The organism is Stenotrophomonas sp. YJH_SMC_123, from assembly GCF_059368215.1.
In genome coordinates, this window is sequence record NZ_JCAFRM010000003.1 from 434,405 (window position 1) to 452,935 (window position 18,531).

General features: G+C 68.9%; 20 protein-coding genes. 2 read left to right on the top strand and 18 right to left on the bottom strand.

Annotated elements, in window-relative coordinates:
- Window positions 1-20: 20 nt before the first annotated feature.
- The 18 genes from AC5P5W_RS10160 to AC5P5W_RS10245 all read right to left on the bottom strand — a co-directional run bounded on the left by AC5P5W_RS10160 (window position 21) and on the right by AC5P5W_RS10245 (window position 15,558).
- The gene (locus AC5P5W_RS10160; RefSeq protein WP_495221098.1) at window positions 21-2,375 is read right to left on the bottom strand and encodes an MMPL family transporter; all 2,355 of its coding nucleotides are present in this window, start codon (window positions 2,373-2,375) and stop codon (window positions 21-23) included.
- The gene (locus AC5P5W_RS10165) at window positions 2,368-2,997 is read right to left on the bottom strand and encodes a LolA family protein (RefSeq protein ID WP_046433189.1); all 630 of its coding nucleotides are present in this window, start codon (window positions 2,995-2,997) and stop codon (window positions 2,368-2,370) included. Before AC5P5W_RS10165 ends, AC5P5W_RS10160 begins: the two co-directional genes overlap by 8 nt.
- Entirely contained in the window at window positions 2,994-3,425 is a 432-nt protein-coding gene (locus AC5P5W_RS10170; RefSeq protein WP_032960618.1) for an acyl-CoA thioesterase, read from the bottom strand. Before AC5P5W_RS10170 ends, AC5P5W_RS10165 begins: the two co-directional genes overlap by 4 nt.
- Window positions 3,412-4,962: an HAL/PAL/TAL family ammonia-lyase gene (locus tag AC5P5W_RS10175; protein ID WP_032960620.1), complete on the bottom strand. Its 1,551-nt coding sequence runs from the start codon at window positions 4,960-4,962 to the stop codon at window positions 3,412-3,414. The genes AC5P5W_RS10170 and AC5P5W_RS10175 overlap by 14 nt, the downstream gene beginning before the upstream one ends.
- The gene (locus AC5P5W_RS10180) at window positions 4,952-5,893 is read right to left on the bottom strand and encodes an LpxL/LpxP family acyltransferase (RefSeq protein WP_197574498.1); all 942 of its coding nucleotides are present in this window, start codon (window positions 5,891-5,893) and stop codon (window positions 4,952-4,954) included. Before AC5P5W_RS10180 ends, AC5P5W_RS10175 begins: the two co-directional genes overlap by 11 nt.
- Before the next feature lies 1 nt (window position 5,894).
- The gene (locus AC5P5W_RS10185; protein ID WP_014648846.1) at window positions 5,895-6,665 is read right to left on the bottom strand and encodes a glycosyltransferase family 2 protein; all 771 of its coding nucleotides are present in this window, start codon (window positions 6,663-6,665) and stop codon (window positions 5,895-5,897) included.
- Window positions 6,655-8,340: an ApeI family dehydratase gene (locus AC5P5W_RS10190; protein WP_111205367.1), complete on the bottom strand. Its 1,686-nt coding sequence runs from the start codon at window positions 8,338-8,340 to the stop codon at window positions 6,655-6,657. The genes AC5P5W_RS10185 and AC5P5W_RS10190 overlap by 11 nt, the downstream gene beginning before the upstream one ends.
- On the bottom strand, window positions 8,333-8,884 hold the full coding sequence (locus AC5P5W_RS10195) for a COG4648 family protein (protein ID WP_046433259.1): 552 nt from the start codon (window positions 8,882-8,884) through the stop codon (window positions 8,333-8,335). The genes AC5P5W_RS10190 and AC5P5W_RS10195 overlap by 8 nt, the downstream gene beginning before the upstream one ends.
- Window positions 8,885-8,906: 22 nt before the next feature.
- The gene (locus tag AC5P5W_RS10200; RefSeq protein WP_005411609.1) at window positions 8,907-9,164 is read right to left on the bottom strand and encodes an acyl carrier protein; all 258 of its coding nucleotides are present in this window, start codon (window positions 9,162-9,164) and stop codon (window positions 8,907-8,909) included.
- Window positions 9,165-9,181: 17 nt separating this feature from the next.
- Window positions 9,182-9,439 (bottom strand): phosphopantetheine-binding protein, encoded by a 258-nt coding sequence (locus AC5P5W_RS10205; RefSeq protein ID WP_005411610.1) that lies wholly within the window; start codon window positions 9,437-9,439, stop codon window positions 9,182-9,184.
- Entirely contained in the window at window positions 9,426-10,223 is a 798-nt protein-coding gene (locus AC5P5W_RS10210; RefSeq protein ID WP_197574499.1) for a 1-acyl-sn-glycerol-3-phosphate acyltransferase, read from the bottom strand. Before AC5P5W_RS10210 ends, AC5P5W_RS10205 begins: the two co-directional genes overlap by 14 nt.
- Window positions 10,216-10,959 (bottom strand): beta-ketoacyl synthase chain length factor, encoded by a 744-nt coding sequence (locus AC5P5W_RS10215; protein ID WP_014648849.1) that lies wholly within the window; start codon window positions 10,957-10,959, stop codon window positions 10,216-10,218. Before AC5P5W_RS10215 ends, AC5P5W_RS10210 begins: the two co-directional genes overlap by 8 nt.
- A 217-nt stretch (window positions 10,960-11,176) precedes the next feature.
- The gene (gene cydB / locus AC5P5W_RS10220) at window positions 11,177-12,190 is read right to left on the bottom strand and encodes a cytochrome d ubiquinol oxidase subunit II (protein WP_197574500.1); all 1,014 of its coding nucleotides are present in this window, start codon (window positions 12,188-12,190) and stop codon (window positions 11,177-11,179) included.
- Window position 12,191: 1 nt separating this feature from the next.
- The gene (locus AC5P5W_RS10225) at window positions 12,192-13,589 is read right to left on the bottom strand and encodes a cytochrome ubiquinol oxidase subunit I (protein ID WP_197574501.1); all 1,398 of its coding nucleotides are present in this window, start codon (window positions 13,587-13,589) and stop codon (window positions 12,192-12,194) included.
- A 213-nt stretch (window positions 13,590-13,802) separates the two neighbouring features.
- Window positions 13,803-14,018, bottom strand: coding sequence for a hypothetical protein (locus AC5P5W_RS10230; RefSeq protein WP_014648852.1), 216 nt, complete (start codon window positions 14,016-14,018; stop codon window positions 13,803-13,805).
- Window positions 14,015-14,668, bottom strand: coding sequence for an RNA polymerase sigma factor (locus AC5P5W_RS10235; protein WP_014648853.1), 654 nt, complete (start codon window positions 14,666-14,668; stop codon window positions 14,015-14,017). The genes AC5P5W_RS10230 and AC5P5W_RS10235 overlap by 4 nt, the downstream gene beginning before the upstream one ends.
- Before the next feature lie 37 nt (window positions 14,669-14,705).
- Window positions 14,706-15,035, bottom strand: coding sequence for a hypothetical protein (locus tag AC5P5W_RS10240; protein ID WP_005414880.1), 330 nt, complete (start codon window positions 15,033-15,035; stop codon window positions 14,706-14,708).
- 70 nt (window positions 15,036-15,105) lie between these two features.
- Window positions 15,106-15,558 carry a hypothetical protein gene (locus AC5P5W_RS10245; protein WP_014648854.1) on the bottom strand — a complete coding sequence of 151 codons (453 nt, stop codon included), beginning with the start codon at window positions 15,556-15,558 and terminating at the stop codon, window positions 15,106-15,108.
- 161 nt (window positions 15,559-15,719) lie between these two features.
- Here AC5P5W_RS10245 and AC5P5W_RS10250 point away from each other — a divergent pair, with 161 nt between their 5' ends.
- Together AC5P5W_RS10250 and AC5P5W_RS10255 are read left to right on the top strand one after the other, a co-directional pair.
- Entirely contained in the window at window positions 15,720-18,089 is a 2,370-nt protein-coding gene (locus AC5P5W_RS10250) for a prolyl oligopeptidase family serine peptidase (protein WP_197574502.1), read from the top strand.
- Window positions 18,086-18,505, top strand: coding sequence for an NUDIX domain-containing protein (locus AC5P5W_RS10255; protein WP_197574503.1), 420 nt, complete (start codon window positions 18,086-18,088; stop codon window positions 18,503-18,505). The genes AC5P5W_RS10250 and AC5P5W_RS10255 overlap by 4 nt, the downstream gene beginning before the upstream one ends.
- The last annotated feature ends 26 nt before the right edge of the window (window positions 18,506-18,531 follow it).

An 18,531-nucleotide genomic window follows, 5' to 3' on the forward strand; every position in this document is an offset into this window, starting at 1 on the left:
GAAGGAAGTCGGAAGCAGGCTCAGGCCCGCGGCAGATCATGCGGCGGCGGCCGGAACAGCGGCGAGATCAGCCAGACCAGGCCGATGCCGAACAGCAGGGTCAGGCCGAACGCGCGCAGCGCCGGGGTCTGCGACAGTCCCAGCAGGCCGAACGACAGCCAGGTGCTGGCCGCGCCCACGCACACCGCCAGCCAGGCACTGGCATCGCCGCGGTGCTCGATCAGGAAGATGCCGTAGTCGATGCCCATGCCCAGCAGCAGCATCAGTGCCAGCACGTTGAACAGCTGCAGTGGCTGGCCGAACAGGCCCAGCAGGCCCAGGGTCAACGCACCGGCAATCAGGGTCGGCGCGAACACGCGCCAGGCCTGGCGGCGGTAGCGCAGCCACAGCGCGCCGAACACCAGCACGATGCCGACCAGCAGCAGCCCCCCCATCAGCTTGCGGTAGTGGCCCAGCAGCTGCGAGAAGTCGGCGGTGCGGTCCACCCAGCGCACGCCGGGCAGGCCTTCGGCCGCCCCGCGCAGGGTCGCCAGCGCATCGGCGCGCGACAGGTCATCGACCATCACCACGCTGATCATCTGCCCACCGACCTCACCCACCCACAGGTGGCGGAACGGCTGCGAGGCCGGCGAGGCCAGGAACGCCTCCGCGGTCAGCGGCGTGGTGGCGAAGTCGGGGCGCGGCAAGGGTTCTCCGACCGCATCGGACACGGCCTGCAGCACGCCCGGTTCCACCTTGGCGGTCAGCGCCGCATCGGCCTGCTGGCGTGCCGGCGACGGCAGCCAGTCACTGATCGCGCGGTAACCGCCGATGCGCTTGTCGTTGGCCAGTACACGCAGGCGTTCGGTCAGTGCTTCTTCGCGCTGCAGCAGCTGTGCAGCGTCACTGCCCTGCACCAGATAGAACTGCGCCGGGCTGGGCATGCCCAGCAGCTGGCTCAGGCGGATCTGCTGGGCCATCAGTGCCGGCGGTGAGGACTGCAGGCTGCGCAGGTCGTCATTGCTGTGCAGGCGGGCGATGCCGATGGCAGACAGCGCCAGCGTGATCACCACGAACACCGTCACCGGCCGGCGGCCATGCAACCGCGGGAAGCGCTCCAGCGTGTTGCCCAGCCACTGCGAGAAACGGGTCTGGCGGATCTCGCCGCCATCCAGCCACGGGAACCAGAAGATCACCGTGAGGAACGCGGCGGCCAGGCCGACCACCGAGAACAGCGCCATCTGGCGCAGGCCCGGGAACGGGGCCAGGCCCAGGGCCAGGTAGGCCAGCGCGCTGGTCAGCAAGGCCAGCCACAGGCCCGGCAACAGGTGCCGCAGCAGCTTCCAGCGGCGATCGGCCGGCTCGGCCTGGCGCGAGGCAAACCAGTGGATGCCGTAATCCTCGGCCACGCCCACCAGCGACGCACCGAACACCAGGGTGAGCACGTGCACCTTGCCGAACACCAGCACGGTCACCGCCAGCGCCACGCCACAACCGATCAGCAACGACGCGGCGACCAGCAGGATCGGCCGCAGCGAACGGAACGCCAGCCACACCAGCAGCAGCACCGCGGCCAGCGAGCCCCAGCCGATCGTGTTGATTTCCTGGTTGGCCTGCACCGCGGCCGCCTCGGCGTGCAGCGGCACGCCGGCATGCAGGATTTCCAGCTTCGGTGCTGCCGCCCTGGCAGCCCGCCCGGCACGTTCCAGCAGGCCGTCGAGATGACGCTCACCGTCGAGCTGGAACGCCGAACCCGGTGTATCGAACTGCAGCACGGCCCAGTGCCTGCCCTCGGCTTCGAGCAGGCCGTCATCGCCCAGCCGCAACCCCGACCCCTGCGCCTGCTGCTGCCACCATTGCGGCCACAACGACAACGGGTCTTGCCGCCAGTCGGTCAGGCGCGGAGCGCCCATCGGGCCGTACAGCGCGGCCAACGCCTGCTCGGCCAACGCGCCCGGTTCGCTGCCCTGCAGCTGCTCGCGCTGGGCCGGCGTCAGCAGGCGGTCGCGGTACGGCGCGTAGAACGCGCGCGCCTCATCGAACCAGCCTTCGATCGAACCACTGGGCACCAGCAGGGCTCGGTCAGTGTCCTTGGCCATGGCCGCGGCAAAGGCCGCCTGCGCACGCTTGGCGGCGGCGCCGTCCCTGCTGCCCAGCAGCACCACCACCTGCCGCGAGCTGCCGTCGGCGATGCGCCGGGTGACGTCGCTCAACAGGCGGTCATGCGCATCCTGCGGCAGCAGCGCGAGGATGTCGGTGTCGATCCGCGATTGCTGGCTCCACAGGTGCCACTGCTGCGCGCCCAGTACCAGCAGCAGCAACAGCCAGGCGATGCCCAGCCAGTGCCACCAGCGCCGCAGCCGCTCCGGTGCGTTCGATGCGACGGCCTCACTCAAAGCGGCGTGCCTCGTCGGCGGTGAGGGTGGCCGGCGCCTCGCTCAATGCACTGAACTGGATCTGCGTGCGGTCCTTGTTGGCCTCGACGATCTCGACCTGGCGCACGTAGCGGTCACCCTGCAGGGTCAGCGACTGGAACGCCTTGGCCAGCATCGCCGACTTCGGCGTCAGCCGCAGCCGCCAGCCCTGCCCTTCACGGCTGGCCGCCACGTTGAACTGGCTGGACAGCGCCTGCACGTCGCCACTCATCAGCGCGAACATGATCGCGTTCACCGAACGCATCGCCGGCTGCTGCCGTGCATCGAGCTCGACACGGGTGCTGCCATCGCGCTGGCGGCTCAGGATGCGGTCGGCGGTGACCACCACTTCGGAAGGGAACGGCTTGAGCGTGGTCCAGATCACGCCGTGCCGGCGCGCGACCACGAACTGGCCCTGCGAGCGCAGCGGGTTCCTGAAGCCGCTGACCTGCTTTTCCTGGCTGAACTGGCCACGCAGCACGTCCGGCCGCGCCACCGCCTGGGTGATCGCATCGATGGCGGGGTCGGCCGCCTGCACCTGCGGTGCGGCAACGAAGATCAGCGCGCACAGCAGCACGCTCGAAAGACGGACAAGGGGGTTCACGGCGCAGGTACTCCCAGGCGTTCCCACAGTACCGGCGGGCACTGGTACAGCATTTCCTTGCTGGCCGCGTCCACCGCGACCTGGATGGTCATCGCGCGGGTCAGCACCTGGCCGCTCTGCGCATCGAGGATTTCATACTCGATCTTCAGCCGGTTCTCCCATTCCACGATGCGCGCGACCACGCGCAGCGCCTGGTTGAACAGCAGCGGCCGCACGTACTTCACCCGCGCATCGACCACCGGCCACAGGTAGCCCGATTCGAGCATCTGCGGGTAGTCGTAGTCGTAGCGCCCGAGCAGCGCGCAGCGCGCGATCTCGAAGTACTTGAAATAGTTGCCATGCCAGACCACGTTCATCGGATCGCAGTCATGGAAGGCAGGGGTCAACGCAATTTCGCCAACCCGTTCGATGGCCTCATTCACCGGCATACAGCTCCCAACGTTGCGCGCGGATCTCCACCAGCAGTTCCCGCAGTTCGCGATCCAGCGCGCGGTCTTCCTCGACCAGGGCGATGCGCTGCCCCAGGTCGGCGTACATGTCGGCCAGACTGCCATGCAGCTGCGCATTCAGGCCAACCCGCTCACGCAGCGCCAGGCCCTGGCGCGCGGCGATCAGCATTGCCGCCACCACCTGTTCGGTCAGCTCGATCACGCGCAGGCAGTCGCGCGCGGCGATGGTGCCCATGCTGACCTTGTCCTGGTTGTGGCACTCGGTGGAACGCGAGAACACGCTGGCCGGCATGGTCTGCTTCAGCGCTTCGGCAGTCCAGGCCGACACGCTGATCTGCAGCGCCTTCAGGCCATGGTTGATGGCCGCGCGCGGGCCGGTGGCCGCCGACAGGTTGGCCGGCAGGCCATGGTTGTAGCGGGCATCCACCACCAGCGCCAGCTGCCGGTCGAGCAGGTCGGCAACGTTGGCCACGGTGTTTTTCAGGGTGTCCATCGCCAGTGCGATGTGGCCGCCGTAGAAGTGGCCGCCATGCAGGATGCGCTCGCCGTCGGCGTCGATCAGCGGGTTGTCGTTGGCACTGTTCAGTTCGGTTTCGATCAGCTGGCGCAGGAACGGCAGGCTGTCTTCCAGCACGCCGATGACGTGCGGCGCGCAGCGCAGCGAATAGCGGTCCTGCAGGCGCTGTTCGTTGCGCGGCGGGCGTTCGCTGTGCAGGTCGCTGCGCAGGCGCGCAGCGATGCGGCCCTGGCCCGGGTGCGGCTTGGCGGCGAACAGGGTTTCGTCGAAGTGGTGCGCGTTGCCGTCGCTGGCCAGCACGTTGAACGCGGTCAGGCGCGTGGCCATGCGCGCCAGGTAATCGGCGCGCTGCCAGGCCAGGCAGGCCAGGCCGGTCATCACCGCGGTGCCGTTCATGATCGCCAGGCCTTCCTTCGGCCGCAGCTTCAGCGGGGTCATGCCGATCTTCGCCAGCACTTCGGCCGCCGGCTGCACGCGGCCGTCATGCAGCACCTCGCGCTCGCCGCACAGCACCGCCGCCACGTACGACAGCGGGGTCAGGTCGCCGCTGGCACCGACCGAGCCTTCGGCCGGGATCATCGGCAGCACGTCGTGCTGCAGCAGCGTGGCCAGGCCTTCCAGCAGCGGCACACTGACGCCGGACATGCCGCGCACCAGCGACGCCAGGCGCGCGGCCAGCACCGCGCGGGTCTCGACCGGGTCCAGGTAACGGCCCAGGCCGCAGCCGTGGTAGGTGTACAGGTGGTGCGGCAGTTCCGCCACCAGCGCCGGCGGGATGTTCACCGTGCACGAGTCGCCGTAGCCGGTGGTCACGCCGTAGATCACGCCGTCCTCGCGCAGCAGGCGGTCGAGGAAGTCGGCACCGCGCTGGATGTGCGCGCGGAACGCCGGCGCGTCGCTCAGTGCGGCCTCGCACTGGCGCTGGGCCAGGGCAACCACGTCTTCGATGGTCAACGGTGCGTCGCCAAAGCGGCACACGGGTACGGCGTCAGTCGTCATGCGGAGCCTGATCCCAGAAGGAGAAGAAATTGAACCAGTCCAACGGGGACTGGATGACCTGGAGTTCCAGCCAGCGCGCGAAGCGCTGTGCCTGTTCGGCCAGCGCGGCGTCGCGCGAGCCACGCGGCAGCACGATGCGTTCGGCGAACTGTTCGAATGCCACCCGATAGCCGTCGCCCTCGTGCAGGCAGGCCATGGTGTAGACCGGGCAGCCCAGCGCCGCGGCGAGCACATAGGCGCCGATCGGGAACGGCGCGCGGTGGCCCAGGAAATCGGCAGTGACGCTGCGGCCACCCTGTACCGGCGTGCGGTCGCCGACGATGGCAACGAAGCCCCCCGCCGCCACGCGCTCGGCCAGCATCACCGCGGTGGCCGGCCCCATTTCGGTCACCTGCACCAGTTCCACCGCCGCCAGCGGGTCCAGCCGCTGCAGCAGGCGGTTGAAGCGCTGCGCATGCGCGGTGTGCACCAGCACGGTGATGCGGAACCCCGGCACCTGTTCGGCTAGCACCTGGCACAGCTCCAAGCAGCCGATGTGCGCGGTGAGGATCAGCCCGCCCTCGCGGCGCGCGATCTTCTGCAGCACCAGGTCACGATGCAGGTGGATGCGCTCGGCCGGGTAGCGCCCGCCCAGGCCGAGGATCTTGTCCAGCATCGTATCGGCGAAGGCGAAGAAGTGGCGCAGGCTGTCACGCCGTGTCGGCGCGCGGCCGAGCACGCCGCTGTGCGCCTGCAGCCGCTGCAGGTACTGCATCGAAGCCTGGCGCCCTATACGGTTGCCCAGCCAATGGCAGGCCACCACCGGCCACACGCACAGGCGGAACGGCCAGCGCCCGAACCAGCGGTGCACCCAGCACAGGAACAGCACGCCGGCCACCGACGTCGATTCGCCGATGTCGGCCCAGTGCGGGGCACCCTGCGCGGCCGCCATCTCAGCGCTGCCCCCGCAGGCGGCGCCACAGCAGCCGCGGCGCACGCCAGAGCATGCCGAAGAACAGGCGGGTATGCATGCGGCTGATGCGCACGTTGTCGCGCCACACATCGAAGTGCGACACGCCATCGGATGGATAGGTCACACGCGTGGCCAGGTGCTCGACCGGCAATTGCCGCCAGTACAGCCGCACCATCACTTCGGTATCGAAATCCATGCGCCGGCCGATGGTCTCTTCACCGATCAGGCGCAGTACCGGCGGCAGCGGATACACGCGGAAGCCACACATGGTGTCGCGCAGGTGCAGCGACAGCGTGTTGATCCAGACCCAGATGTGGGTGGCGTAGCGGCCATACAGGCGCGCCTTGGGAACACTGGCGTCGTAAGCCGGAATGCCGCAGATCACCGCCTCGGGATGGGCGCGCGCGGCTTCGATGAAGCGTGGCAGGTCAGTGGTATCGTGCTGGCCGTCGGCATCGATCTGCAGCACGTGGCTGTAGCCACGCGCGCCGGCCTCGGCAAAGCCGGCCAGCATCGCCCCGCCCTTGCCCTGGTTGACGTCCAGGCGCAGCAGGTCGACGCCCTGGCGCTGTGCCAGAGCGCGCAGCACCGCCGCGCACCCATCGTGCGAACCATCGTCGACCAGCAGGCAGGGCAGTCCCGCGGCCTGCACGCCATCGACCACCGCCGCGATGGCGTGCTCGTGGTCGTAGACAGGGATCACCACCAGTGGCGCGAATGCGGCACCGGCAACGGCCGGGTCAGTCCGCATCAGCGAAAACCACCCTGCCGCTGGCATGCACACCGTGGCTGGAGGTGTAGCGGAAGGCCAGCACGTTGCGTGCGGCATCCCAGTCCAGCTGCAGGGTCAACTCGTCACCGGGGCGGGCCACGTGCTGGAATTTCACCGCATCCATGCGCACGAACGCGCCCCGCATCACAAACGCCTGGCGGGCGAAGCGCACCGCCCAGTCCAGCTGCGCCACGCCGGGCAGGATTGCCGCCTGCGGGAAGTGGCCCTGGAACGGCCGCAGCGCCGGGTCCAGGGTCATGCGCAGGGTGGCGCTGGCGGCATCGCGGTGATCCCACGCCGGCACCGGCATCAACGGCTGGAACAGCGCCGCCAGCGCGGCCTGGGTCACCTTGCCCTGCGCATTGATCGGCAGCGCCTGCACCAGGCGCCAGCGACGCGGCCGGGTCACTGCGTCATGCGCATGCGCCAGGCGGGCGCCAAGGCGCTGGCCCAGCGCCCGCCGCGCAGCGTCGCCGCCCTCCAGCAGCGCCGGATCGGCCGGCACCACCACGGCGGCCAGCTGCTCGCGCTGCCCGGGCAGCACCAGCACGCGCGCGTCATCCACCTCGGCGTCTTCGCGCAGCGCGCGTTCCAGCGCATCCAGCGACACCCGGCGTTCCTCGATCTTGACGATGCGGTCGGCCCGGCCCAGCAGGCGGAAGCGGCCGTCGGCCAGGGCTTCGACACGGTCCTGGGTGCGCCACCAACCGGGGGTGTCCAGGTGCGCCGAGGCCACCGCCAGGCAGCCATCGTCGATGCGCCACTGCACGCCCGGCAGCGGCTGCCACGGCGGCAGGTCGATGTCCCAGCGGCGCCAGGCGATGCCGCCGGTCTCGCTGCTGCCATAGACCTCGGTCGGGGCCACGCCCAGCCACTGCCGCACCTGCCGCGCTGCGTCTTCCGGCAGCGGACCACCGGAGGAGAACACCGCGCGCAGGCGGCCATGCAGGCTGGCCCAGTCGAGCTGCCCGGGCAGGCGCTTGAGGTGGGCCGGCGTCGCCACCAGCACCGTATCGGTACCGGCCAGCGCACCCACGAGGTCTTCGTGGAAGAACCGGCGCGGATGAATCAGGCGGCCGGCGGCCAGCGGCCACAGCACGCGGAACAGCAGCCCGTAGATGTGCTGGTGGGACACCGTGCCATGGACCTGCACACCCTCCATCTGCGCACCGAACGCGGCCTGCAGCGCCTCCACCTCGCGCGCCAGCTGGTCCAGGCGCTTGCCGATCGCACTGGGCTGGCCGGTGCTGCCGGAGGTGAACACGCACAGCTCGCAGGCGCGCTCGTCCAGCGCCTGCAGCTCATCGTCCAGCGCGGCGTCCAGCGCCACCAGCGAGCGGTAGTCGGCGGACACGTCGCCTGCGAAGCCGCTCACCTGCGGCTGCAGCGCCTGCAGCGTGGCTGGCAGGTTGTCGGCGGCCAGGAACACCCGCTTGCCGGCATGCCAGGCACCGAACAGCGCGGCGGCAAAGGCCACGGCATCATCGAAGTACAGGGCCCAGTCGCGGCCTTCGGCGGCCGCAAAGGCGGCGCGCCAGGCCAGTACGCGCTGGCGGAAGCCGGCATGGTCGATCACCTCGCCGTCGCACAGGCCGACGCTGCGCTGCGGCCGTGCCTCCAGCAGCAGCCGGTCCAGGGCAATCCACTCAGCCATGCGCGTGCGCCGCCTTCACCTGCCGCCGCACCAGCCACTCCCCTGCGAACAACACGCCCATCATCACGTACGCCAACAATCCGTTGTAGAGCATCCAGACCCGGTCCGACGCGTACAGCGCGGTCAGCAGGGCCAGGCTGCCGTTGAGAACGAAGAAGCCGCACCACACCTGGGTGACGCGGCGGGTATAGGCCACCGCGAACGGCGGCAGGTCCGGCTCCTGCAGCCGCGCCAGGCGCTCCACCAGCGGTGGCCCGAAGCGCAGGCTGGTGCCGAACACCGCCAGCATCACCACGTTGACCAGCGCCGGGTACAGCTTCAGCGGCAGGGCCTGGTTGAGCACGGTGGCCAGCACCGCCAGCAGGCCGGTGCCAGCGGCGGCGGCCCACCACAGCGGCTGTCGCGTGCTCAGTGCACGCAGCAGGGCCAGGGTGAACAGCAGCAGCGACAACCAGCGCGGCTCGAAACGGCCCATCGCCAGGTACACCAGCAGCGGGTAGGCAAGCGAGATCGCTGCCACCACGACGGTACGTGCGCGAGCCATGGCGAAGCCGCCGGCGCTGCGGTCAGGCGGCTGCCTGGTCCGGCAGCAGTCCATGCACGACATCGACGATGTCCTGCACGGTGCGCACGGCCTTGAACGCTTCCGGCTGCAGATTGCGGCCGAGCAGCGGCTTGAGCTGCACGATCAGGTCGACCGCATCGATGCTGTCGATGTCCAGGTCGTCGTACAGGCGGGCCTCGGGGGTGATCCGGGCGGTTTCGATCTCGAAGCTGTCGGTCAGGATGCTGACGATGCGTTCGAACAGTTCATTCTTGGTCATGGCAATTCCTGGCGCCGTTACGACTGGCGGGCGGCGACGAACTCGCCGAGCGCGCGCACGCTGGAGAAATGGCGACGGGTTTCTTCTGAATCGGCCGAGAGGCTGACACCGTACTTCTTCTGCAGCGCCAAGCCCAGTTCCAGCGCGTCGATCGAATCCAGGCCGAGGCCCTCGACGAACAGCGGCGCGGTCGGATCGATGTCCTCCGGCGTGATGTCCTCCAGCGAAAGGGAGGAAATGATCAATTCCTTGATCTCGTGCTCAAGTGCTTGCACGGGGCGGATCTCCAGACAGGTCGAAATAACGAGAAAGGTGCTCGGTGACGCGGCGTGCTGCCAAGGCATCCCCCCTTGGCGAGTCGTCATCGGCCAGGAAGGGCGCGATCGGGATATCTTCGCCGATCTGCAGCCGAACGTGAAAGCGACGTGAGGGGACACGATACCACTTCTGTCCCTTGGTCAACGTGGGCGGGGTGCAGGTGATCCGTACCGGGGTGATGTCCAGCCGGCCGCGGACGGCGATGTTGGCGGCCCCGCGCTGCAGCCGCGGCGGTTGGCCCGGCACGCTGCGGGTGCCCTCCGGGAAGATCACCAGGGTACCGCCGGCATGCACCGCCGCTACGCAGTCGTCGACCAGGCCGGCCCCGTCATCGTTGGCGATGTAGCCGGCCGCCCGCACCGGGCCGCGCATGAACGGGTTGCAGGCCACGGCCCGCTTCACCACGCAATCGGCGTTGGGCAGCAGCGAAATCAGGCAGACCACGTCGATCAGGGTCGGGTGATTGGCCAGAACCAGCAAACCGTCGCGCTGCAGGCGTTCCCCGCCCTCGATCTGGTAGGTCATCACCCCCAGCGCACGCATCAGGCGCAGGTGGCTGGCAAAGGCGACCTGGACCACGCGGCGGGCGCGGCGGCGGCGGACCACCGCGTCGCGCATCAGCAGCAGCACCGGCATCACCAGCACGCCCAGCAGCAGGCCGCCCACGCCAAATGCGGCGAAGCTCAGGCCGGTGCCGAACACCCGCCAGGCATGATCGAGGCGGCGCAGCGCCTCAGCCACGGCGTCCCCAGCGCCAGCGCTGGCCCTGGGCCACGTGCTCCAGCGCCGGCGCGCCAGACAGCAGGAAGCGGTGCAGGTCCAGCGCGTGCGGCAGCGTGCCCGGGGCGGTGGCGGTGGCCTCCGGCGCCGCCTCCCATTGCAGCGAGAGCGTCGGCTGGCCCGCTGTCGGCGCGGTCAAACGCCAGCACCAGGCAAAGAACGGGTCGGGTTCGTCGGCAAACGTCGCGTAAATTTCAGGCAGCGGCGACTCATAGACCACCACCCGCACTTCGCGGGCACCATCGGCCAGCAGCCCGGCGGCCTCCAGGCAGGCGGTCTCGACCGTGGCCTGGCCGGCGGCCAGCGCCAGGTAGTTGCCGCGGTGGCCGCGGGCGATCGAGTACAGCGCCGCGATCGCGTTGTGCACCGACAGGCCGAACCCGGTGGGGGACAGGGGCTGATCGCTGGCCAGCGCCCCCAGCAGGTCCATCGAACGGGCCACGTCGCCGTGGCGGCTGGCGAACACCAGCGGCACCTGGCTGTCAGCGCCCTGCCCGTCCTCGCACCAGCAGGCAGCCTGGATCGCCATCCGGCCCAGCCGCTCGATGCGGCGGCGCTGCATCGCCGGGATCTCGGCCAACGCCGGCGTGTCTTCGCCCTGCGGCGGATACGGCGCATCGGCCCAGCCCAGCCACTGGCTACGCTCGCTCAGGCCGGGCGCCCAGGCGGCCCAGTCGACGATGGAGAATTCGATCATTTAGCGATGGTGCTTCAACGGGAGAACGATAGGCACGAGCCATTACGGCGACGCGCGGCGGCCCCCCATTCCTGCAGCCGTGCGTCCGTCCAGGACGTCGCCGGCTGCCCCCCTGGCCGCCGGAAAGGAGCGCACGCTAGCACGTCCTGCGCGGGGTGTGCAGGTTTCACATTCCCCAACGCGGGGGCCGGCACCAGCCGGCCCCGCATTCAAACGATCAGTGGTAACCGGTGTCGGCGTGCACCTTGCCGCGGAACACCCGGTACGACCACGCCGTGTAGCCGAGGATGACCGGCAGCAGAATGACCAGCCCGACCAGGGTGAAGCCCAGCGAGGAGGCCGGCGCGGCGGCCTGCCACAGGGTCATCGACGGCGGCAGCAGGTAGGGCCACATGCCCAGCACCAGGCCAAGGAAGCCGAGCACGAACAGGGCCAGGCTGAGCAGGAACGGCGGCAGGTCGCGGCGCGGATGGGTCGCGCTGCGCCACAGCGCGGCCGCCACCGTCAGGGTCAGCAGCGGGACCGGCGACAGCCACCAGAAGTTGCCGTCGCTGAACCAGCGGTCCATCAACCGCGAATCGAGGAACGGCAGCCAGCTGCTCACCAGGCCCATCGCCGCGATCACCGCCACCACCAGCGGGCGGGTCATCTGCCGCGCCAGCGCCTGCACGCGCCCTTCCGTCTTCAGGATCAGCCAGGTGCTGCCCAGCAGCGCATAGCCGGCCACCAGCGCGGCACCGGTCAGCATCGCGAACGGGCTGAACCAGGCGAACGCGCCGCCCTGGTAGGCACCGTCCACCAGCGGGATGCCCTGCACCAGCGTGCCCAGGATCACGCCCTGGGCAAAGGTGGCCAGCAGCGAGCCCAGGCCGAACCCCACGCTCCACAGCCGGCGCGAACGGTGTGCCTTGAAGCGGAACTCGAACGCCACGCCGCGGAACACCAGCGCCACCACCAGCAGCAGCACCGGCAGGTACAGCGCCGACAACAGCACCGCATAGGCTTTCGGGAACGCCGCCAGCAGCCCGGCGCCGCCCAGTACCAGCCAGGTCTCGTTGCCGTCCCAGATCGGCGCGGCGGTGTTCATCATCAGGTCCAGCTGCTCCTCGTCCTCGGCGAACGGGGCCAGGATGCCGATGCCGAGCACGAAGCCGTCCAGCACCACGTACATCAGCACGCCGAAGCCGATCACCGCGAACCACGCCACCGGCAGCCAGGTCATCAGGTCCATGTCAGCGCTCCTCCAGCGGTTCGTCGGCCGCCGACAGCGGGCGTGCCGGCGTATGGCTGCCATGGTCCAGCGACGGCCCCTCGGCATACGGCTGCGGCCCGTGGCGCAGGATCTTCACCAGGTACCAGATGCCCCAGCCGAACACGAAGGCGTAGCCGACCACGTACACGCCCAGCGACAACGCCGTCATCCACGCGCTCTGGGGGCCAACCGCATCGGCGGTGCGCAGCACGCCGTACACCACCCACGGCTGGCGCCCCATCTCGGTGACGAACCAACCGGACAGCAGCGCGATGAAGCCACTCGGCAGCATCCAGTTCCATCCGCGCAGCAGCCACGGTGAATCCAGCAGCTTCCTGCGCCACAGCTGGAACGCTGACACCCAGGCCAACAGCAGCATCAGCGTGCCCAGCCCGACCATGATGCGGAAGGCGAAGAACACCGGCGTCACCGGCGGCCGCTCGCTGGCCGGTACCGAGGTCAGCGGGTCGAAGGTGCCGTCCAGGCTGTGGGTGAGGATCACGCTGCCCAGCTTCGGGATGGCCACTTCGAAATCGTTGCGCTCTTCCTTCTCGTTCGGCAGCGCGAACACCACCAGCGGCACGCCCTCGCCTTCCTCGGTTTCATTCCAGTGCGCTTCCATCGCCGCGATCTTCATCGGCTGGTGCTTGAGCGTGTTCAGGCCATGCATGTCGCCGACGAAGATCTGCACCGGCACGGTCAATGCCGCGAATGCAACGGCGGCGATCAGCATGCGCCGCCCCGCTTCCACGTGCGTACCCCTGCGCAGGTACCACGCACCGACGCCACCAATCACGAAACAGGTGGTGATGAACGAGCCCAGCGCCATGTGCGCCAGGCGGTACGGGAACGAGGGGTTGAACACCACCTGCCACCAGTCCACCGGATGCACGATGCCGTTGACCATCTCGTAGCCGGCAGGCGTATGCAGCCAGCTGTTGGACGACAGGATCCAGAACGTGGAGAACAACGTGCCCAGCGCCACCATGCAGGTGGACAGGAAATGCAGGCGCGGCGAGACCCGGCCCCAGCCGAACATCATCACGCCGAGGAAGCTGGCTTCCAGGAAGAACGCGGTCAGCACCTCGTAGGTCAGCAGCGGGCCGATGACGGTACCGGCCACCTCGCTCAGCCGCGGCCAGTTGGTGCCGAACTGGAAGGCCATGACGATGCCGCTGACCACGCCCATGCCGAACGACACCGCGAAGATCTTCTGCCAGAAGAAATACAGCTCGCGCCACACGGGCAACTTCGTGCGCAGCCAGCGCCATTCGATGAAGGCCAGCCAGCTGGCCGTGCCGATGGTGAAGGCCGGGAACAGCACGTGGAAACTGATGACGAATCCGAACTGGATCCGGGACAACAACAACGCGTCCAAGGGACGCCTCCTGCCTGCGACTGGTGGGATACCGGACCACTTTAGGAGGATTTCGTTAAGGTGGGATGCGACCGGGTGACGCGCTGCTTCACTTTGTCGCAGGGGTCAACCGTTCTGGTAGCTGCCAGCCTTGGTTGGCACACACGCCCAAACGCCGACCCAGGTCGGCATCTACCAACGGCGACTGGAACGGCCCACCGCCCGGAGGGCGCCTCAGAGCCAGAAATACCAGGCCGCTGCAGCCAGCAGCGCGCCAAACAACAGCACCTGCACCACCACATAGCCCACGCCACCGTCGCGCGACTCAGCGGCAATGCGCTTCTGCAGCGCCTCGCTCACATCCGGCGTTGCTTCCTGCTGCGCCTGCTCGCGCAACGCCTGTGCCAGCACGCGCGCTTCCGCATCGCGAGGATCGGTGGGTGGGTTCACAGCAGCTCTCCGGCAGTGGCATGCCGCGTCAGTTCCTGCTTCAGGACCTGGCGCGCGCGGTGCAGGTGGCTCTTGATGGTACCGCGTGCCAGTCCGGTCACCTGCTCGATCTCGGCCAGATCGAAATCCTCCAGGTAATGCAGGCCGACGATCAGGCGCTGCGGCGCGCTCAGCCGTTCCAGTGCCGCGCCGAGCTGGCGCCCGGCCTGCAGCGCCTCGCTCAACTCGGCGGGCCCGGGGCCTTCATCGCCGATCCCCAGTTCCTCCGGCACCTCCACCGCCACCATCCATTGCGCCTCCAGCCGCCGCCGGCGCAGGTGCTGTAGTGCAGTGGTGTAGGCCACCCGCGAAACCCAGGTACGCAACGAAGATTCAAAGCGGAACCGGTGCAGCTGGCGGAACACGGCCAGGAAGGTTTCCTGCAGCAGGTCAGCCACCTGGTCGCGGTCGCCCACCATGCGTCCGATCACATGCGCGCAGGTGCGCTGGTGGGCTTCAACCAGTTGCGCGAAGGCCGACTGCGAGCCATCGATGATGGCCCGCACCAGGGCCTGGTCCGCGTCCAGCGCTTTGGCGGGAGCCGCCGTCGCCGCCGTATCCTCGCGGCGACGGCCCCGCAGTGCCGACAGCGCTTCGCCGAGCAGGCTCATGCGCGGGGCGCCCCCTGTGCCCGTGGCATGCGCCGGCTCAGCCCTTGCGTGCGGCAGGACGGGTGAAGTGCCAAGCCAGCAGCTGGCCCAAGCCGGCACTGCCGACCAGCGCGGCAGCGGCACCGAAGGTCAGGTCACGCGCACCGATGGCCTCCAGCAGGGCCATGGCCAGGGCCAGGCAGACCAGGCTGATGCCCCAGCGCAACGCCCCCTGGCGGCGCCGCTCTTCTTCCAGCACGGCCAGCGAGCGGATCACTTCCTCCGGCACGTGCGGGGCCACCAGCTTGCTGCGCGCGCGCGCATCGGCAATGGCATGGATCGCGTAGGCGATGCAGATGAAGAGGGTGATCGGGATCAGTTCCTGCATGGTCGGGCTCCTGTTCGATGGATGATGCGGGTTCAGGAGAATGGATGCGCGACCACGGCAACCGGTTGCACTAGCTGCCTGCCACCTCGTCGCTGGCGCCGGGCGTGTCCGCCGGGTCCGGGAAATAGGTCTCCACCTGGAAACCCAGCTGCAGGTCCGCCAACAGTCGCAGCAACTGCTGATCCAGCACAAAACCCGCCCATGCGGTCTTTCCAAAGATGCCGACACGCACGCCGATCGAAGCCCCCTCCTGCAGCAGTTCCCCGATCACATCGGCGCGTGCCCGCAGGAGGTCGACCAACGCCGGCCAGGCATCCATCAGCCAGCCGTCCTTGCCCCTCTCCAGTACGAACACCACGCGGGTCTCCGCATGCCCGCTGATCAGGCTGCCGTCGCGATCCCGGTATCCGGTTCCGACGTCTCGGGAAAACGCCGGTTCCAGATCCAACCGGGCGGCAATCCCGGCGCCGGCCTCTGTTGGGTGCTGCACGCGCAGCGAGATCCTGTAGTCGTAGCAGTACATATCGGTTCCATCCGAACGGAATGGCCATCATGCCGCACACGCCGTCGCAGCGACCTGGAGGGGGCCATTTTGCCGATTCCGCTGCCATGACCTGTGGCCCCTGCCCCGGGCCCGTGCGGCTGCTACGCTTGCCCGGTTTCCTCTACTGGTGCCGTCCGCCCATGTCCCGAGTGCTGCCCCTGTCCCTCCTGCTGTCGGCCGTGCTGGCCGCACCGGCTGCGCATGCCGCGCCGACGCCGATCACCATCGAACAGGCCATGGCCGACCCGGACTGGATCGGTCCGCCGGTCGAGAAGGCCTGGTGGTCGTGGAACAGCCAGCAGGTGGAGTACCAGCTCAAGCGCAACGGCAGCCCGGTACGCGATACCTTCCGCCAGCCGGTGGCCGGTGGCGTGGCCGCGCAGGTGGCCGATGACCAGCGCGGCACCCTGGACGTGGCCGAGCCGGTCTACGACCGCAGCCGCAGCCGCAGCGCCTTCGTCCGCAATGGCGATGTGTTCGTGCGCGACCTGCGCAGCGGCGCGCTGACCCAGCTCACCCGCAGCAACGAGCGCGCGGGCAACGTGAACTTTGCCGCCGACAACGGCGTGATCTGGCGCGTCGGCCAGAACTGGTTCCACTGGACCGCCGCCAGCGGCGTGCAGCAGGTGGCCAGCCTGAAAGCCGAGAAGGACCCGCGTACGCCGCCGAAGGCCGACGTGCTGCGCGACCAGCAGCTGCGCACGCTGGAAACCCTGCGCCGCGACCGCGACCAGCGCGAAGCATTGAAGGACCAGGACCAGCGCTGGCGCCAGGCCGACCCGACCCGCGCACCGGGCCCGGTGTACCTGGGCGCCGACGTCGAGATCGGTGACAGCGTGCTGTCGCCGGACCTGACCCACCTGATCGTGGTGACCAAGCCGAAGGACTTCGACGACGGCCGCACCAGCAAGATGCCGCTGTACGTGACCGAATCGGGCTACGAGGAAACCGAGGACACCCGCACCCGCGTCGGCCGCAACGGCTTCGAGCCACACACCCTGTGGTACGTGGACGTGCGCACCGGCAAGGCCGAGAAAGTCTCGCTGTCCAGCCTGCCGGGCATCAGCACCGACCCGCTGGCCGAGCTGCGCCGCAAGGCCGGCAAGGATGCGCTGAAGGGCGAGCGCAGCGTGCAGGTGATGAGCGACTTCATGGGCGGCGGCATCCGCTGGAGCGCCGACGGCCAGCAGGCCGCGGTGATGCTGCGTGCCAACGACAACAAGGACCGCTGGATCATCAGCGTCAATGCCGCCGACGGCCGCGTGCAGAACCGCCACCGCCTGACCGACAACGCCTGGATCAACTGGGGCTTCAACGATTTCGGCTGGATGGCCGATGGCCGCACGCTGTGGCTGCTGTCCGAGGAATCGGGCTTCTCGCACCTGTACACCCAGGCCGGCACCGCCAAGCCGCAGGCGCTGACCAGCGGCAAGTGGGAAACCTCGGCACCGGTGCCGTCGGCCGATGGCAAGGGCTTCTACTTCCTGTGCAACCAGCAGGCGCCGCATGACTACGAAGTCTGCGCGGTCGACACCGGCAGCCGCCAGGTGCGCGAGCTGACCAGCCTCAATGGCGTGGAGGATTTCTCGCTGTCGCCGGATGGCCAGCAGCTGCTGGTGCGTTACTCCGGTGCCTACCTGCCGCCGCAGCTGGCGGTGCTGCCCAGCACCGGTGGCCAGGCACGCGTGCTGACCGATACCCGCACCGCCGATTACAAGGCGCGTGAGTGGATCCAGCCGAAGCTGGTCGCGGTACCGTCCAGGCACGGTGCCGGCGTGGTCTGGGCCAAGTACTACGAGCCGGAAAACAAGGAACCGGGGAAGAAGTACCCGATCGTGATGTTCGTGCACGGCGCCGGCTACCTGCAGAACGTGCACCAGCGCTACCCGGCCTACTTCCGCGAGCAGATGTTCCACAACCTGCTGGTGCAGAAGGGCTACATCGTGCTGGACATGGACTACCGCGGCAGCGAGGGCTACGGCCGCGACTGGCGCACGGCCATCTACCGCAACATGGGCCACCCGGAACTGGAAGACTACAAGGACGGCCTGGACTGGCTGGTCGACACCCAGCAGGGCGACCGTGACCACGCCGGCATCTACGGCGGCTCCTACGGCGGCTTCATGACCTTCATGGCGCTGTTCCGTTCGCCGGGCACGTTCAAGGCCGGCGCCGCGCTGCGCCCGGTGGTCGACTGGCACAACTACAACCACGGCTACACCAGCAACATCCTCAACACCCCGGACATCGATCCGGAGGCGTACCGCGTGTCCTCGCCGATCGAGTACGCGCAGAACCTGCAGGACAACCTGCTGATCGCCCACGGCATGATGGATGACAACGTGTTCTTCCAGGACTCGGTGAACCTGACCCAGCGCCTGATCGAACTGCACAAGGACAACTGGTCGATCGCACCGTACCCGCTGGAACGCCACGGCTACGTGCGTGCCGATTCCTGGCTGGACCAGTACAAGCGCATCCTCAAGCTGTTCGAGCAGAACCTGAAGTGAGCAACGCCGCGGCCATGATCCGGATCGTGGCCGCGGTCATCCTGGATGACCGTGGCCGGGCGCTGCTGGTGCGCAAGCACGGTGCCCGCCGCTTCATCCAGCCCGGTGGCAAGCCCGAACCCGGCGAAGCACCGCTGCAGGCGCTGGCCCGCGAACTGCACGAGGAACTGGGCGTACGGCTGTGCACCGGTGCCGCCATCGCACTGGGCACGTTCGAGGACTGGGCAGTGAACGAGCCCGGCCACCGCGTGCAGGCCCAGGCCTGGTGGGTGCAGGTGGACGGTACGCCACAGGCGTGCGCCGAAATTGCCGAACTGGCCTGGGTGCCGCTGCAACCACCGCATGGCCTGCCCTTGGCACCCTTGAGCGAACACCATATCCTGCCGGCGGTCGCCACCCGGGTGACGGCCCGCTGAGCAGGCGGGCGCCGACTGCAAGGACA